General features: G+C 67.8%; 16 protein-coding genes. 11 read left to right on the top strand and 5 right to left on the bottom strand.

The annotated features are described in order from the left end of the window. Positions 1–552 precede the first annotated feature (552 nt). The 3 genes from JQ639_RS31005 (at position 553) to JQ639_RS30995 (ending at position 3055) form a co-directional block, all read left to right on the top strand. Positions 553–1365 (top strand): amidohydrolase family protein, encoded by an 813-nt coding sequence (locus tag JQ639_RS31005; protein WP_211963624.1) that lies wholly within the window; start codon positions 553–555, stop codon positions 1363–1365. A 69-nt stretch (positions 1366–1434) separates the two neighbouring features. Further along, the gene (locus JQ639_RS31000; protein WP_211965029.1) at positions 1435–1971 is read left to right on the top strand and encodes a helix-turn-helix domain-containing protein; all 537 of its coding nucleotides are present in this window, start codon (positions 1435–1437) and stop codon (positions 1969–1971) included. Between the two features lie 100 nt (positions 1972–2071). After that, positions 2072–3055 carry an NAD-dependent epimerase/dehydratase family protein gene (locus tag JQ639_RS30995; RefSeq protein WP_211963623.1) on the top strand — a complete coding sequence of 328 codons (984 nt, stop codon included), beginning with the start codon at positions 2072–2074 and terminating at the stop codon, positions 3053–3055. A gap of 18 nt (positions 3056–3073) precedes the next feature. Here the strand turns inward: JQ639_RS30995 and JQ639_RS30990 are convergent, their stop codons facing one another. Next, positions 3074–3511 carry a MarR family winged helix-turn-helix transcriptional regulator gene (locus tag JQ639_RS30990; RefSeq protein ID WP_211963622.1) on the bottom strand — a complete coding sequence of 146 codons (438 nt, stop codon included), beginning with the start codon at positions 3509–3511 and terminating at the stop codon, positions 3074–3076. A 164-nt stretch (positions 3512–3675) separates the two neighbouring features. Here JQ639_RS30990 and JQ639_RS30985 point away from each other — a divergent pair, with 164 nt between their 5' ends. Further along, positions 3676–4119 (top strand): DoxX family protein, encoded by a 444-nt coding sequence (locus JQ639_RS30985; protein WP_211963621.1) that lies wholly within the window; start codon positions 3676–3678, stop codon positions 4117–4119. Here JQ639_RS30985 and purU read toward each other — a convergent pair. Beyond that, the gene (gene purU / locus JQ639_RS30980; RefSeq protein WP_211963620.1) at positions 4109–4972 is read right to left on the bottom strand and encodes a formyltetrahydrofolate deformylase; all 864 of its coding nucleotides are present in this window, start codon (positions 4970–4972) and stop codon (positions 4109–4111) included. The genes JQ639_RS30985 and purU overlap by 11 nt on opposite strands. Positions 4973–5238: 266 nt before the next feature. Between purU and JQ639_RS30975 the strand changes: the two genes are divergently transcribed. Beyond that, on the top strand, positions 5239–6078 hold the full coding sequence (locus JQ639_RS30975; protein WP_211963619.1) for a uroporphyrinogen-III synthase: 840 nt from the start codon (positions 5239–5241) through the stop codon (positions 6076–6078). Between the two features lie 17 nt (positions 6079–6095). Here JQ639_RS30975 and JQ639_RS30970 read toward each other — a convergent pair whose 3' ends face one another. Both JQ639_RS30970 and JQ639_RS30965 read right to left on the bottom strand, forming a co-directional pair. Next, the gene (locus JQ639_RS30970; RefSeq protein ID WP_211963618.1) at positions 6096–6758 is read right to left on the bottom strand and encodes a nucleotidyl transferase AbiEii/AbiGii toxin family protein; all 663 of its coding nucleotides are present in this window, start codon (positions 6756–6758) and stop codon (positions 6096–6098) included. Beyond that, positions 6742–7059, bottom strand: a complete 318-nt coding sequence (locus tag JQ639_RS30965; RefSeq protein WP_211963617.1) for a hypothetical protein — start codon at positions 7057–7059, stop codon at positions 6742–6744. The genes JQ639_RS30970 and JQ639_RS30965 overlap by 17 nt, the downstream gene beginning before the upstream one ends. A gap of 184 nt (positions 7060–7243) precedes the next feature. On the opposite strand from JQ639_RS30965, the gene JQ639_RS30960 reads away from it, so the two are divergent. Beyond that, a complete protein-coding gene (locus JQ639_RS30960) occupies positions 7244–9673 on the top strand; it encodes a CaiB/BaiF CoA-transferase family protein (protein ID WP_211963608.1) in 2430 nt (809 codons plus the stop codon). Positions 9674–9852: 179 nt separating this feature from the next. On the opposite strand, the gene fcl is transcribed toward JQ639_RS30960, so the two are convergent. After that, on the bottom strand, positions 9853–10815 hold the full coding sequence (gene fcl, locus JQ639_RS30955; protein WP_283811620.1) for a GDP-L-fucose synthase: 963 nt from the start codon (positions 10813–10815) through the stop codon (positions 9853–9855). 429 nt (positions 10816–11244) lie between these two features. Between fcl and JQ639_RS30950 the strand changes: the two genes are divergently transcribed. The 5 genes from JQ639_RS30950 (at position 11245) to JQ639_RS30930 (ending at position 16369) form a co-directional block, all read left to right on the top strand. Beyond that, complete coding sequence (locus JQ639_RS30950) at positions 11245–12477, top strand: branched-chain amino acid ABC transporter substrate-binding protein (protein ID WP_211963606.1); 1233 nt, start codon at positions 11245–11247, stop codon at positions 12475–12477. 196 nt (positions 12478–12673) lie between these two features. Next, a complete protein-coding gene (locus JQ639_RS30945) occupies positions 12674–13615 on the top strand; it encodes a branched-chain amino acid ABC transporter permease (RefSeq protein ID WP_211963604.1) in 942 nt (313 codons plus the stop codon). Beyond that, positions 13612–14913, top strand: a complete 1302-nt coding sequence (locus tag JQ639_RS30940) for a branched-chain amino acid ABC transporter permease (protein ID WP_211963602.1) — start codon at positions 13612–13614, stop codon at positions 14911–14913. Before JQ639_RS30945 ends, JQ639_RS30940 begins: the two co-directional genes overlap by 4 nt. Continuing rightward, the gene (locus tag JQ639_RS30935) at positions 14910–15674 is read left to right on the top strand and encodes an ABC transporter ATP-binding protein (protein WP_211963599.1); all 765 of its coding nucleotides are present in this window, start codon (positions 14910–14912) and stop codon (positions 15672–15674) included. Before JQ639_RS30940 ends, JQ639_RS30935 begins: the two co-directional genes overlap by 4 nt. Then, entirely contained in the window at positions 15674–16369 is a 696-nt protein-coding gene (locus JQ639_RS30930; RefSeq protein WP_211963595.1) for an ABC transporter ATP-binding protein, read from the top strand. The genes JQ639_RS30935 and JQ639_RS30930 overlap by 1 nt, the downstream gene beginning before the upstream one ends. The last annotated feature ends 30 nt before the right edge of the window (positions 16370–16399 follow it).

Genomic DNA, 16399 nt, shown 5'->3' with positions numbered 1-16399 from the left:
CCTTGCGGTGGCTTCGGCGAGAACCCTAACCCAAAACGCAGCCTGCGTATCAGCGCGATGTCAGGGCGTGATGACCGAAGCGTTTGCTGCGGCCGTGCCTCCACGCGCGCTGTCTTAGCGGATGGTGTGGCGCATCCGTGCGAGGCGGCGGCGCGACGCCATCGCCGGCCCCGCACGTCTCGCCCCCGCCGATCCGGTCCCCCGCCGCAAACCTGCGTCCGAACTCCGTGTGCCGGAAGCGCATGCCGTCAGCGTCATGCCCCTCCCGTCCGGCGGGCATCGTGTATACAGCTCGCGCCCGAAATCAACCGTTTATCGCACGAAATGCAGGTTTATATCCTTGAACTGTATACAGGGGAAACCGCATTCCGCGTCGTGACGCCCGCCCGAAAATCGCGGCGATCGCTGACATGTCGCCGCCTCCGCTCGCCGGACGGCGGCTCCGGGCCCGGCCCGCGGCCGAACGACGCGCTCGGCCATGTCGCGACCTCAGCGAATCATCGGGAAATCTCCTAACGTCCGCGCTGGCGATGGGAGCTGGGGGCTCACCGAATGTCTGAGGCATTCATGCGCGCGGCGCGGGCGACATCGTCCGATGGCGCCGCGGCGATCGTTGGTGGCTGGACCGATGGCGATCTCGACCCCTCGGTGAGCGAGCACGACGGCGACGCGGTGATCAGGCTCGGCATCCGCCACGCGGTGCTCGGACGCCTGCCCTCCCCCACCGCCTCGCTGTCCCCCGCCGTGCTCGAAGCAGGCCCGGGCGCGCGCTTCGTCGTCACGCCACCGCCGGCACCGACCACCGCCCAGCTGCGCGATCTCGCCGCACAGGGGGTCTGCGGCGTTCGCATTGCCGTCCCCGGCAACGCCGAGGCCGCCCGCACCGAAATGGAGAGCGCGCTGCGCTATGCCGACCGCATCGTGCCGTTCGGCTGGCATGTCGAGCTGGCGCTCGACGCCACCGCCGAACTCGCCCCGCACGAGTGGGCGCTGATGCGTCTTCCGGTCGCAACCTGCATCAGCGGCATCGCCCCGCTGGTCGCGCAGGGCGGCGACGAGGCCGAGACCTCGTTCCTGCTCGAACTGCTGCGGCTCGGCCGCACCTGGATTCGTCTGCCGGGCCGAGTGGCTGCGACCGACGATGACGGCATGGCCGCCTTCGTCCGCGCCGCAGCGGCGATCCGCCCCGACCGCCTGGTGTGGGGCAGCGGACCACCGGCCCCCGGCCGCGACGGCGGCGCTCATGTCGCCGACGCCCTCGCCACCCTCGTCCGCTGGCTGCCCGACGCCGCCGTCCGCGCCGCCGTGCTCGGCGACAATCCGGCACGGCTGTATGGCTTCGTCACGGGAGCGGCGCCGGCCTGACTCTGTCTGCCGTCGTGCCGCGATTTCGCCGTGCAGGTACGCCACAATCGGTTCATGAATTCCACAGGCATCATTCAGTCCGGACGCACCTTGAGACGCCTGCGCCTTCTGCAGCGTATGAAGCAGGCCGACCTCGCCGCCCGCCTCGGCGTGACCCAGACCACCGTGTCGCGCTGGGAGCGCGGCGCGCTGGCGATGTCGGCCGAACAGCAGGCGGCGGCGTGGCAGTTGCTCGCCTGCCGGCCCGACCCGGCGCACGACGCCGTGCTGCGGCGGCTGGTGGAATCGTCCATGGCGCGCGTCCACCTGATCTGCGACCGCACCCATCGCCTGCTCGCCGCCTCGCCGGCGCGCCACGCCGACTGGCAGGTCGACGCCAGCGAGATGATCGGCCGGCCGCTGCTGCGCTACGCTTCGCCCGACATCCTGATCGCCGAAGCCTCGCTCGCCGCGCGCGGCTGGCACGACGGCGAGCTCGCCGAGCTGATCGTCGAGACCGGGCCGAACGCCGATCCGGTGATTCCGATCCGCGCCAGCCGCGTGCTGTGGGAGCGCATCGCCCTCGCCGACGGCAGCGCCGGGCGCCTCGTGACGACGCTCGCCTGAGCCCTGCGACCTCAGGCGCGCCGTCGCGCATATTTTAGGCGTGGACCGCCACACCCTGCCGTGATGGGTGTCGGCCATCCCCTTCGTCACGGAAGACGTCATGACCCTGCTGATCACCGGAAGCGCCGGCCATCTCGGCGAGGCGCTGATGCGGACGCTGCGCGCCGCCGGCCGCCCCGCCCGCGGCCTCGACCTCAAGCCATCGCCCTTCACCGATCATGTCGGCGCGATCACCGACCGTGCCTTCGTCGCGGCCTGCCTGCGCGGCGTCGACGCGGTGATCCACGCCGCGACACTGCACAAGCCTCATGTCGCCACCCACAGCGCACAGGATTTCGTCGACACCAACATCAGCGGTACCCTGGCGCTGCTGGAGGCGGCGGTCGCCGCCCGCATCGGCGCGTTCGTGTTCACCAGCACCACCAGCGCGTTCGGTGCGGCGCTGACCCCGGCGGCCGGCGAGCCCGCCGCCTGGATCGCCGAGGATGTCGCGCCGATCCCGCGGAACATCTACGGCACCACCAAGGTCGCCGCCGAAAGCCTGTGCGAGCTGTTCGCCCGCCGCCACCGCCTGCCGGTGATCGTGCTGCGCACGTCCAGGTTCTTTCCCGAGGCCGACGACGATCCCGCGCGCCGCGCCGCCCATGCTCCCGCGAACGCCCAGGCCAACGAGCTGCTCTACCGCCGTGTCGACATCGCCGACGTCGTCAGCGCCCACCTGCGCGCGCTCAACCGCGCCGCGGCCATCGGCTTTGGCCGCTACATCGTGTCGGCGGCAACGCCGTTCACCCCGGCCGACTGCGCAGAACTCAGCCGCGACGCCGCAGCGGTGGTGCGCCGGCTCTATCCGGACTGCGCCGCGCTCTATGCCGCGCAGGGCTGGACGCTGTTCGCCGACATCGACCGCGTCTACGACAGCCGCCGCGCCTGCGACGAACTCGGCTGGCGCCCGGCCTACGACTTCGCCCATGTGCTGGCGAGCCTGCGCGACGGCTCCGACTTCCGCAGCCCGCTGGCGCGCGCCGTCGGCCGCAAGGGCTATCACGACGCGGCATATGCCGACGGGCTCTATCCGGTGGCGTGATCGCGAGCGCGCGGCGCTTCAGCGGCGCAGCTTGTCGAGAATGTCGCCGAGCTTCTTCACATCGGCGCCGTTGAGCTTGGCCGCGAAATGGGTGGCGATGGCCTGATGATAGACCGGCCAGATCCGCTTCTGCATCTGCCGGCCCGCGGCGGTCACCACAATAGAGGCGCCGCGCGCATCATCGGCCACCGCCTCGCGCACCACGAGGTCTTCGGCCTCGAGGCGGTCGAGCAGCCGCGACAGGTTGTGCTTGGCGAGCAGGAGCCGCGCATGCAGATCGCGGTAACGCAGCCGACCGGCCGGCTCGCGGACCAGTTCCAGCAGCACGTCGTACCACACCAGCGGCGGCAGCTCGGCCGCCTTGAGATCGGCCTCGACATGGTCGAGCAGGTCCTGCTGCACGCGCACGAGGCGCGCCCAGGTCCGGATGGTGTCGTCAGGCAGCCGCTCGGTCATGACAGTGGATCCATCTGCGCCGCGGCGGCATCTTCCCGGCGCTGTGCCGCCGCCATTCGCTCTCGCATCGCCTCTCCTCACCCCGTGGAAAACGCTCTAGCAGGTTGTTGCAATTACAACAAGGCGAGCTATTTTGTTGTAATTGCAACGAAAGGAATGCACCCATGCCACTTGATGCCCGTCTGGCCCCGACCGGAGTCCTGGTGATCCGCGTGACGCTCGGACTGATGTACCTGATGCACAGCATCGTTTTGAAATTGCTGACCTTCAGCCTCGCCGGCACCGCCGGCTTCTTTGTCAGCGTCGGCCTGCCGGCGCCGCTCGCCTACCTCACTTTCGCGGCGGAAGCGGTCGGCGGCGTGCTGCTGGTGCTCGGCATCCAGGCGCGCTGGGTCGCGCTCGCGCTGCTGCCGCCGCTGTTCGGCGCCATTATCTGGGTGCACGGGGCCAATGGCTGGGTGTTCACCGCCGCGGGCGGTGGCTGGGAATATCCGGCAGTGCTGATCGCCGTCAGCGTCGCGCTCGCGCTGCTCGGCGACGGCGCGCTGGCGCTGGTGCCGTCGTCATGGCCGCGTTCGCAGACCGCGGCGCTTGCCCCTAGTCGGTGAACACCACCGTCTTGCGGCCGTTGAGGATGACACGGTCCTCGAGGTGGAAGCGCACCGCGCGCGCCAGCACCCGCCGCTCGATGTCGCGGCCCTTGCGGACGAGGTCGTCGGGGGCGTCGCGATGGCTGATGCGCTCGACGTCCTGGTCGATGATCGGGCCCTCGTCGAGGTCGGCGGTGACATAGTGGGCGGTGGCGCCGATCAGCTTGACGCCGCGCTCGTGGGCCTGGTGATAGGGCTTTGCGCCCTTGAAGCCCGGCAGGAACGAGTGGTGGATGTTGATGCAGCGGCCGACCAGACTGGCCGAGAGATCGTCCGACAGCACCTGCATGTAGCGCGCCAGCACCACGAGATCGGTCCTGGTCTCGTCCACCAGCCTGAGGATCGCGGCCTCCTGCTGCGGCTTGGTCTCACGCGTGACCGGCAGGTAATGGAACGGGACGTCGCCGAACTCGGAGCCGTTGTAGGTCTCGCGCGGGTGGTTGGCGACGATCGCGGTCGGGATCATCTCCAGCTCGTCGGTGCGCCAGCGGTAGAGGATGTCGGCGAGGCAGTGGTCGAACTTCGACACCAGCAGCATGACACGCTTGCGGTGGGCGCGGTCGCGCATCTGCCAGTCGATGGCAAAGCGCATCGCGACATGGCCGAACTCCGCCTGCAGCCGCTCCAGCGCGACACTGGAGGTCGCCGGTTCGAACACCACGCGCATGAAGAAGTGGCCGGTCTCGGTGTCGCTGAACTGCTGGGCGTCGAGGATGTTCTGGCCGTTGGCGAGCAGGAACGCCGACACCGCGGCAACGATGCCGGGACGGTCGGGGCATGAAAGCGTCAGCACGAACTGGGGCTGGGGCATGGACTGCGGTCTTCCCGGCATCTGGTGGCGCCGGACGGCGAACCGGCCGGCGATGGCGGGGTTGATCTACCACCGGCCCCCTCTTGCGCCAATCCCCGCCCCGATCACAATGGCCCGGCGGGGCGGCGCTGGTTAACGGTCTCCCACAGGCGATCCCCGAGATCCGGGGCCGATGCGACCGATCCACCAAAGACTCAGGTCACGAGACCTGCGAAAAGAAATTTGCGAAACAAGACTTTACGAAACGAGACTGGCGAGACCAAACCATGGCGGACAGACTGAACGGCTATCGCATCCTGATCCTGGAGACCCGGGAGGAGGCCCAATTCTCCCGGCTCCTGGCGGAACAGGGCGCGCAGGTGCTGCAATGTCCGATGTTCGTCATCCACGACGCGCCGGATCCGGCGCCGGTCGACGCCTGGCTGCGCCGCTGCATCGCCCGCCCGTTCGATGATGTCGTCCTGATGACCGGCGAAGGGCTGCGCCGCCTGCTGGCGCTCGCCGGTCGCCTTGGCATCGACCGTGATGTCGTCGCCGCGCTCGGCAAGGCGCGGATCGTCGCCCGCGGACCCAAGCCCGGCAAGGCGCTGCGCGAGGTCGGGCTGACGCCCGCGCTCACCACGGAAACGCCGACCTCCGAGGGCGTCGCCACGCTGCTCGCCGGCCTCGACCTCCAGGGCCACCGCGTCGGCCTGCAGCTCTACCCCGACAAGGACCATGCCGAGCTGATCGCCGCGATCACCGCGCTCGGCGCCGACGTCGACACGGTGCTGCCCTACGCCTACGACCCGCAGGCAGCGGAGACCAACATCCTCACCGCCATCGACGAGATGGCGGAGGGCCGCGTCGACGCCATCGCGCTCACCAACTCCAACCAGGTGCGGCGGCTGCTCGATGCGGCGCGCGCCCATGGCTATGACGACAGGCTGCGCGCCGCGCTCGGACGCACGAAGATCGCGTCCGTCGGTCCGGCCGTCTCCGACGAACTGACGGCGCTCGGCCTGCGCACCGACATCTACCCCGCCAACGACGCCTTCTTCATGAAGCCGCTGATCAGCGCGATGGCCAGCGCCCTCGCCGCAACACCCCCGCGCGCGCCGGCTTGACACGGCGCGTCATGCGCTCAAGGGGCGAGCAAGCCAGGCGTCAGTACGACGTCAGGTATAGCTGCGATGCGGTCCCGCGCATCACGCAGGATCGCCCGATCGCGCGCATTGAGCGTCGGCAAATCACCGTCCTTGAAATAGCCGATGGCGCGCAGCACCTGAGACGGCTCTCCGTCGAACATCTGTCTGAAAGCGCCCAGACCGGTGGATAGCGACACCCCCGCCGATATCATCGCGGCAATATCCCGATAGTCCTTGGCTTCCGCACGATCCAGCGTCGCCTTCAATTTGGTCGCCATCAGATCGTCCAGCGATGCAACAAGTAATGTGCCATCGCCGGTCAAGGACGGCTCGTGAACACGACCGATGCCCAGAGCGCCGAAGAACGACACCTTGACGGGCCCTGAAGGCATCTGTGCGAGCACCACAAGCGTGTCCGGACTGTCCTGAAGAACGGCCGCGCCATGGACGAACTTGAACGCCGACCTGATTGCCGCCTTGTCCAGGGAATCGGCAGTGAAGAAATCGAAATCAACGGACTGGCGATGACCGAGATGAAGAGCGATCGCCGTCCCCCCATAGAGCACGAGGGACAGTCCGGGCGCGGGCTTCAGAAACTCCCAGATCTCCTGCTGCGCAGCAGGCAGGATGGACAGCTTCGGATCAAGTCGCGAGGGCATCGAGCGCCCTCCGGGGTGGTTCGTCCGCGATCGCTTCGCCGGTCGACAATGACAACCGCCCGCGCCAGAACTCCCAGGACCGTTCACTGAACCAACCCGGCTCGGCGAGGCGCATAAGGCCCACCAGGCGATCGCGCCCGATGATTTGCTCGAGGCGCAGGACGTCATCGAACGTTGCCAGGTTCATGGCCTGCGCGATGACGCGATCATCGGAATGAGAGCGACCGTCAATCGGCTCCCACCACACGTATTTGCGGCTCAAATCCGCGATCAGGCGGCGTGTCTCGGCATCCGGGTTCATTGTTCAGATATAGCAAATCCACCCTTCGACTGCCATCTGCTTGTCAATCCACGGGACACCACTTTGGCGCCCGAATACCAGACCGCATCAGCCCCCTCGGCAACCATGTGCGTGCATGCGCGTACGCGCATTGAGCTTTGCGAAGACTTCGCTCACACTGCTTTTCCGAGCAGATGGAGCGCAGATGCAACAATTTCCGCTGTCTGGAATACGCGTCGTCGAAGTCGGCTCCGGTGATGCGCTCGCCTATTGCGGAAAGCTGTTTTCGGATTTCGGCGCCGAGGTGATCAAGGTCGAACCGCCCGGCGGCGATCCGCTGCGCCACGCGGCGCCGCTCGCCGCGATCGGCGACGGCACGCACGAAAGCGGTGTATTCGCCTGGCTCAACACCAACAAGACCAGCGTGACCGCCGATCTCGATGACGCGGCGGACGTCGCGCGCGTGCGCGCCCTGCTCGCGACCAGCGACCTGCTGCTCGACGCGCGGCTGCCCGGCGCGATCGAAGCCTCGCAGCTGTCGCATCGCGCGCTGCGCGAGAGCGATCCTGCGCTGGCGATCACCGCGCTGTCGTGGTTCGGCGAGCACGGTCCCTACCGCGATCTCCACATCACCGAAGCGGTGTGCCGCAGCCTCGCCGGCCTCGTGAAGCTGGTCGGCCCGGTCGACGGCCCGCCGGTGCTGCCGCGCGACGGCCAGGTGGCGATGACCGCCGGCCTCACCGCATTCATTCCCAGCCTCGCCGGTCTGATGGGCGGCGCGGCCGGCGGCGCCCGCCGCTTCACGGTGAGCGCGTTCGAGGCGTTCCTGCAGATCACCGAGTTCGACACCGGCCTCGCCCTCGAGGCAGGCTTCTCGCGGCCGCGCGCCGGCCTCAACCGCTTTGGCCGCGGCTACCCGTCGGGCGCGTTCATGACGAAGCACGGCTGGCTCGGCGTCACCGTGGTCACCCCCGCGCAATGGGTCGGCTTCTGCGAACTGATCGGCCTGCCGCAGCTCGGGCACGATCCGGCCTACAACACCACCATCGACCGTTTCCTGCGCGCCGAGGCGCTGCGAGACATCATCACGCCCGCGCTGATGCAGCAGACGGCGCAGCACTGGTTCGAGCGCGGCATCGCGCTGCGGCTGCCGCTCGCCGTGGTGCCGGACATGGCGGAGCTGCTCACCCAGGAGGTGCATCGCAGCCGCGGCGCATTCGCGGAGGTGACCATCGGCGCAGCGACATTCACAGCGCCGGTGCTGCCGCAGTCGCTGACGAGAACGCCGCCGAAGCCGAACGGCCGCGCGCCACGAGCGGGCGAGCGGGATATCGCAGGGCTCGCGCCCCATGCACGCGCGGCGCGACGCGCGGCGACCGCCGACGATGCCCTGCCGCTGGCCGGCGTGCGCATCGTCGACCTCACTATGGGCTGGGCCGGCCCGACCGCGACACGACAGCTCGCCGACTTCGGCGCCGATGTCATCAAGGTCGAGTCCTGCCAGTATCCGGACTGGTTCCGCGGCACCGACACCCGCCCGCCCTATCTCGAAGAGACGCTGTACGAGAAGACTTACTGGTTCCAGTTCAACAACCGCAACAAGCGCGGCATCACCCTCGACCTGACGAAGCCACGGGGCCTTGCGCTGCTCAAGCAGCTGCTCAGGGATGCCGACGCCGTGATCGACAACTACGCCGCCGACGTCATGCCGCGGCTCGGCCTCGATGCCGCGGCGATGCTGGCGATCAACCCGCGGCTCGTCGTCGTCACCATGCCGGCGTTCGGCATGACCGGCGCCTGGAGCGGCGCGCGGGCCTACGGCTCGACGCTGGAGCAGGCGTCGGGCCTGCCGTCGGTGAACGGCGGCGACGGCGATCCGCCGACCATGCTGCACGCCGCGCTCGGCGATCCGCTGGGCGGCCTCAACGGCGCCGCCGCGCTGCTGCTCGGCCTCGCCCACCAGAAGGCGACCGGCGAGGGCCAGCACATCGACCTGTCGCAGGTGCAGTGCATGCTGCCGCTGGTGGCGCCGTTCATCATCACGCAGTCGCTGACCGGCCGCAGCGAGCCGCGGCACGGCAACCGCCATCCGGATCACGTGCCGCACGGCTGCTTCCCGTGCCTCGGCATCGACCAGTGGATCACCCTCGCCGTGCGCAGCGACGCCGAGTGGCTGGCGCTGTGCGCGGCGATGCGCCGGCCGGACCTCGCTGACGACACGACGCTGGCCTCCGCCGACGGCCGCCGCGCCGCCGAGGATCGCATCGAGGCCGCGGTGGCGCAGTGGACCGCGACGGTGCGCCCGGACGTGGCGATGGTGACGCTGCAGCGCCATGGCATCGCCGCCGGCGTCGCGCGGCTGCCGGGTGACCTGCCGGCCGATCCGCACCTGCTCGCCACCGGCCACTGGCACAGCGCCGACCGCACCTTCATCGGCCCGCACCTGCTGCCGTCCGTGCCCTGGCGCCCGGAGTTCGCCGCCCATCCCCCGCCGATCCACTCCACCGCGCCGACGCTGGGGCAGCACAATGCCGAGGTCCTCTCGCAGGTGCTGGGACTGAGCGCGGAGGACATCGCCGCGCTGGAGACCAGCGGCGTCATCGGCACAGTGGCGACGGTGAAGGGCAAGGGGTGAGCAGGTCCCTGCACTGCTGAAGTGCGATGCCTCTCCACGTACTCCAAGTCATTGCCGGGCTTGACCCGGCAATCCAGCTTCGTCGCGAGATGTAAGGCCTTTTAAGCTGGATCACCGGGTCACGGCGCTGTCGCGCCGGCCCGGTGATGACGCAGAATATGCCATTGGCGATCTCGACCTCACCCCGCCCGCTCAAGAAACGCCTGATACGCCAGCCGCAGGCCGTCGTGCAGCGGCGTGCGGGCGCGCCAGCCGAGTTGCGACAGGCGGCCGATGTCCATCAGCTTGCGCGGCGTGCCGTCGGGCTTGGTCGTATCGAAGGTGATGGCGCCATCGAAGCCAACGACCTCGGCGACGACGCGCGCGAACTCGGCGATGGTGATGTCCTCTCCGCAGCCGATGTTGACGAGATCGGGGCTCGAATAGGTCTTCATCAGGTGGACGCAGGCGTCCGCCATGTCGTCGACATAGAGGAATTCGCGCCGCGGCGTGCCGGTGCCCCACACCACCACCTCGTGCGCGCCGGCGACCTTCGCCTCGTGGAAGCGACGGATCAGCGCCGCCACCACATGGCTGTACTCGGGATGATAGTTGTCGCCGGGACCATAGAGATTGGTCGGCATCACACTGATGAAGTCGCTGCCATACTGCGCACGGTAGGCCTCTACCAGCTTGATGCCGGCGATCTTGGCGATGGCATAGGGCTCGTTGGTCGGCTCGAGCGGGCCGGTCAGCAGCGAATCCTCGCGCAGCGGTTGCGGCGCGAGCTTGGGATAGATGCACGACGAGCCCAGGAACATCAGCTTCTCGACGCCATGGACGTGCGCCGCCTGGATGACGTTGGTGGCCATCATCAGGTTCTCGTAGATGAACTCGGCACGCAGGGTGTTGTTGGCGACGATGCCGCCGACCTTGGCGGCGGCGAAGAACACCGCCTGCGGCCGCTGCGCGGCGAACCAGCGGTTGACCGCAGCCTGGTCGATGAGATCGAGCTCGCTGCGCGTGGCGGTCAGCACCGTGACGCCCTCGGTCGCGAGGCGCCGCACCAGCGCGCCGCCAACCATGCCGCGATGGCCTGCCACGAACACGCTCTTGCCGGTCAGTTCGTAGGTGCCGGTCTGCCCATGGGGCGGCATCGCCATCGTCTCTCCTCAGCCTGTCGCCTCCATTTAGGCGACCTGTGGATTTTCCGCCAGTTGGGCATCTTCCCGATGCGCCGGACGGCAGGAACCGGCGCCGGCCATCGTCCCCATGCCGGCCTCCGACTAAAGGCCAATGAGACTCCTGAAAGCCAGGACAGCGGCCCCGCCCGAGCCGCGGACGGCACGTGGCTGCTGGCTATCCCTGCGCGCGAGCGCCGCAGGGCGCCTTCCGGCCTTGCCACCCGGAAACGCTTGGACCACAATCCGGCCCAACCAAGAACGACACACGACATCAGGAACCGCCAACAATCCGACAGCGTTGGGCACGCCAATTTCGTGCAACGAAATTGGCTCGTCACGACCTCTCGACCGCGACTTCACGACCACCGAAGAAACGCTCCAACAAGAAACCATCCAAGGAGGATGACGATGCGTAAGGCGATGATGACCGCGCTGCTGGCGCTGCCCCTGCTGGGCGCGACCGCGATGGCGCAGGAGACGGTGAAGATCGGCTACATCGATCCGCTGTCCGGCGGCGGCGCGAGTGTCGGCGAGGTCGGCCTCAAGACCTTCCAGTTTCTCGCCGACGAGCTCAACGCCAAGGGCGGCATCCTCGGCAAGAAGGTCGAGATCGTCCCGCTCGACAACAAGACCAACCCGCAGGAGAGCCTGGTGCAGGCGCAGAAGGCGATCGACGCCGGCGTGCGCTACATCACCCAGGGCAACGGCTCGGCGGTCGCCGCCGCGCTGTCCGATTTCGTCACCAAGTACAACGAGCGCAACCCCGGCAAGGAAGTGCTGTACTTCAACTATGCCGCTGTCGATCCGATCCTGACCAACGACAAATGCAGCTACTGGCATTTCCGCTGGGATGCCAACTCCGACATCAAGATGTCGGCCCTGACGAGCTACATCAAGGAAACGCCGTCGGTCAAAAAGATCTACCTGATCAACCAGGACTACTCGTTCGGCGAGTCCGTGCGCACCCAGGCCAAGGCGATGCTGGCCCAGAAGCGGCCCGACATCCAGATCGTCGGGGACGAACTGCACCCGCTGCTGAAGATCACCGACTTCGCGCCCTACATCGCCAAGATCAAGGCGTCCGGCGCCGACAGCGTCATCACCGGCAACTGGGGCCAGGACTTCGCGCTGCTGCTGAAGGCCGCTGCCGATGCCGGCCTCAAGGTCAACTGGTTCACCTATTATGCCGGCGGCACCGGCGGCCCGACCGCGGTGAAGCAGGCCGGCCTCAATCACCAGGTGTTCCAGATCTCCGAAGGCGTGCCGAACCTCGATTACGCCCCCGCCAATACCTTCGAGAAGGCGCTGCGCGCCAAGTACGACTTCAGCCTGTTCTATCCGCGCGCGGTCAACGAGATGCGCATGCTCGCCGCCGCCGCCGAAAAGGCGAAGTCGATCGACCCGGTGAAGGTTGCCGCGGCGCTCGAAGGCATGGAGTTCGACGTCTATGACGGCGGCAAGGGCTTCATGCGCAAGGACGACCACCAGTTCTTCCAGCCAATGTACATCTCCTCGTTCGGCGAACGCACCGACAAGGAGCCGTTCGACGAGGAGAAGACCGGCTGGGGCTGGAAGCTCGTCGCCAAGCTCGACGCCAACAGCACCGTGTTGCCGACCACCTGCAAGATGGACCGGCCGTAAGTCCGGACGCGCTGGAGCGTCGACCTCGTTCCTCATCCTGAGGAGGCTGCGCAGCAGCCGTCTCGAAGGATGAGGCCATCGGGGCCGACGCGGCCGGCGCGACCGCCACTTCCCGGGCCTCATGGTTCGAGACGCGCGGCCATGCCGCGCTCCTCACCATGAGGAGAGACCTTGGGCGGGAACGCAGGAGACCCTTTTGCTCGAGCTGATCATCACGTCCACCCTGAACGGCGTCCTCTACGGCATGCTGCTGTTCCTGATGGCGAGCGGCCTCACCGTCATCTTCAGCATGCTCGGCGTGCTCAACTTCGCCCATGCCAGCTTCTATATGCTCGGCGCGTTCTTCGGCTTCCAGCTTAGCCGCTGGTTCGGCTTCTGGCCGGCGCTGATCATCGCGCCCGTGCTCGCCGGTGCGCTGGGCGCTGCCGTGGAGCGCTATGGCCTGCGCAATGTCCACAAGAACGGCCATGTCGCCGAACTCCTGTTCACGTTCGGTCTCGCCTACGCCATCGAGGAAGTGGTGCAGATGATCTGGGGCAAGAGCCCGATGGACTACCGCGTTCCCGCCGTGCTCGACTTCCCGGCGTTCACGATCTTCTCGACCAACTATCCCGCCTACAAAATCTTCATGCTGGCGGTCGCGGTAGCGATCTTCGCCGCGCTGCTGATCGGCCTGAAGAAGACGCGGGTCGGCATGATCGTGCAGGCAGCCCTGACCCATCCGCACATGGTCGGTCATCTCGGCCACAATGTCGGGCGCATCTTCATGCTGGTGTTCGGCTTCGGCACCGCGCTCGCCGCCGTCGCCGGCGTCATCGCCGGTCCGGCGCTGGTGACGCAGTCGAACATGGCCGGGCTTCTCGGGCCGATCCTGTTCGTGGTGGTGGTGGTCGGTGGCCTCGGCTCGCTGCCGGGCGCGTTCATCGCCTCGCTGCTGATCGGCCTTTTGCAGACCTTCGCCGTCTCCATCAACGGCTCGCTGGCGAGCGTGTTCGGCCCGCTCGGGCCCGGCCACACCCTGCTCGCCGACGTCTGGAACGTCACCGTCGCCCAGGTCGCGCCGATCCTGCCTTACGTGCTGCTGGTGCTGATCCTGATCCTCCGCCCGATGGGCCTGCTGGGAACGCGTGAAACATGAGCGAGATTTCGTCCCACGCGCCCCGTGCCCGCGCCATCCTGTCGGACAATGTCCGCTTCTACGGGCTGTGGCTCGCCGTCGTGGTCGCCCTGCTGGTGATGCCGCGGATCTTCTCCTCCGGCGCATCGCTGACCACGCTGAGCCTGATGGGCATCGCCATCATCTTCGCGCTATCCTACAACATCCTGCTCGGACAGACCGGCATGCTGTCGTTCGGCCATGCGGTCTATTACGGGCTCGGCGGCTTCCTCGCCGTGCACGGCATGAACCTGATCATCACCTCCAAGCTGCCGGTGCCGCTGCCGCTGGTGCCGTTGATCGGCGGCTTCGCCGGCCTCGTGTTCGCCATGGCGCTGGGCTGGGTGTCGACGCGGCGCAGCGGCACCGCCTTCGCCATGATCTCGCTCGGCGTCGGCGAGCTCGTCGCCTCCTCGGCGCTGATCCTGCGCAGCTTCTTCGGCGGCGAGGCCGGCATCACCACCAACCGCGCCAAGCTGTTCCGGCTGTTCGACTGGAGCTTCGGTCCGCAGATCCAGGTCTACTACCTGGTCGCCGCCTGGACGCTGATCGCCATGATCGCGATGTACGCCCTGACCCGCACGCCGCTCGGCCGCATGTGCAACGCCGTGCGCGACAACCCCGAGCGGGTGCAGTTCGTCGGCTACGACCCGCATGTGGTGCGCTACATCGCGTTCTGCTTCTCCGGCTTCTTCGCCGGCATCGCCGGGGCGCTGTCGGCAGTCAATTTCGAGATCGCCAACTCCGCCTATCTCGGCGCCACGCAATCCGGCGTCGTGCTGCTCGCCGCCTATATCGGCGGCATCGGATTCTTCGTCGGCCCGATCCTCGGCGCGATCTTCGTCACCTATCTGTCGCTGGTGCTGTCCGACCTCACCTCGGTGTGGCAGCTCTATTTCGGCCTGATCTTCATCGCCGTGGTGGCGTTCGCACCCGGCGGCATCGCCGGTGTCCTGATGAAGCACCGCCCGCTGCTGCGCTCCGGGCAGATGATGCCGGTGCTGCGCGCCTACCTCGTGGCACTGGTGCCCACGCTCGCCATGCTCGGCGGCCTCGTGCTCGCCATCGAGATCGTCGTCCACCACACCGTCAATGCCTCGGACGATCCGGTCATCCAGGCCTTCGGCATGCGCTTCGACGCGGCGAGCCCGCTGATCTGGGGGCTGGCGGCCGCACTGATGATCGTCGGCTACCTACTGGCGCGGCGGACCTGGGCGTATGTCGCCCGGGCCTGGGACGACGCCCTGACCGCGGCGCGCGAGAAAGGGATCGCGGCATGACATCGTCCTCCACCCCCGCGGCCATCACCGTCCGCCACGTCAGCAAGAGCTTCGGCAACGTCGCCATCATCCGCGACCTCAACCTCTCCATCGCCCAGGGCGAGCGCCATGCGGTGATTGGCCCGAACGGCGCCGGCAAGTCGACCACCTTCAACCTGATCAGCGGCTACATCACGCCGACCTCCGGCGAGATCCTGCTGCGCGATCAGGTGATCTCCGGCCTGCCGCCCTACCAGATCAACCGCCGCGGCCTGTCGCGCAGCTTCCAGGTCACCAACGTGTTCGCCAACATGAGCGTGTGGGAGAACGTGCGCTGCGCGGTGCTGTGGGCGAGCGGCCAGCGCTACGCGTTCTGGAAGAATGTCGACCGCCTGCCCGCCGTGCGCGAGCGCACCGAGCGCATCCTCGAGGACATCGGCCTCACCGCGCGGCGCGACGTGCCCGCCGGCCTGCTGACCTATGCCGAACAGCGCGCGCTGGAGATCGGCATCACCACCGCCGGCGGCGCCGATGTCATCCTGCTGGACGAACCGACCGCGGGCATGAGCCATGCCGAAACCGAACGCGCCGTGGCGCTGATCCGTCGCCTCACCGAAGGGCGCACGCTGGTGATCGTCGAACACGACATGAGCGTGGTGTTCGGCCTCGCCGACCGCATCTCGGTGCTGGTCTACGGCCAGATCATCGCCTCCGGCACGCCCGAGGAGATCCGCAACAACCCCAAGGTCAAGGAAGCCTATCTCGGCGAGGAGGCCGCCTGATGCTGGAGGTCAGCGATCTTCACGCCTATTATGGCAAGAGCCACATCCTGCAGGGCGTCGACATGCATGTCGACGCCGGCGAGGTTGTCAGTCTGCTCGGGCGCAACGGCGTCGGCCGCTCCACCACGGTGAAGGCGATCATGGGCGAGGTCGCGCCTCGCGGCGCCATCCGCTTCAAGGGCCAGGACATCGCCGGCCTGCCCAACCACCGCATCGCCCGCCTAGGCCTTGGCTACGTGCCGGAGAACCGCGACATCTTCCCCACCCTGACGGTGCGGCAGAACCTCCTGATGGGGGTCAAGGATCCGCGCAAGCCCGGCAAGTGGAAGCTCGAGGACATGCTCGCCATGTTCCCGAATCTCGCCGCCCGCGCCGACACCGCCGCGGGCGTGCTGTCCGGCGGCGAGAAGCAGATGCTGACCATCTGCCGCACCATGATGGGCGATCCCGAGCTGATCATGATCGACGAGCCGACCGAAGGGCTGGCGCCGCTGATCGTGCAGCAGGTCGGCGACCTCATCGCCGAGATTGCCCGCCGCGGCGTCGCCATCCTGCTGGTCGAGCAGAAGCTGTCGATCGCCATGCGCATCTCCCACCGCGTCTATGTGATGGGCCATGGCCGCGTGGTCTTCGAAGGCACCCCCGCCGATCTCAAGGGTAACGCCAGCGTGCGCAAGGAGTGGCTGGAAGTCTAGATTCCCTGCGTTTCCGCTCCCAAATCGACA

The sequence above is a fragment of the Bradyrhizobium sp. U87765 SZCCT0048 genome (genome assembly GCF_018131225.1).
Lineage (GTDB): Bacteria > Pseudomonadota > Alphaproteobacteria > Rhizobiales > Xanthobacteraceae > Bradyrhizobium_A.
The sequence above is the reverse complement of the archived record's forward strand: the minus strand, read 5'-3'. Positions and strand labels throughout refer to the sequence as shown.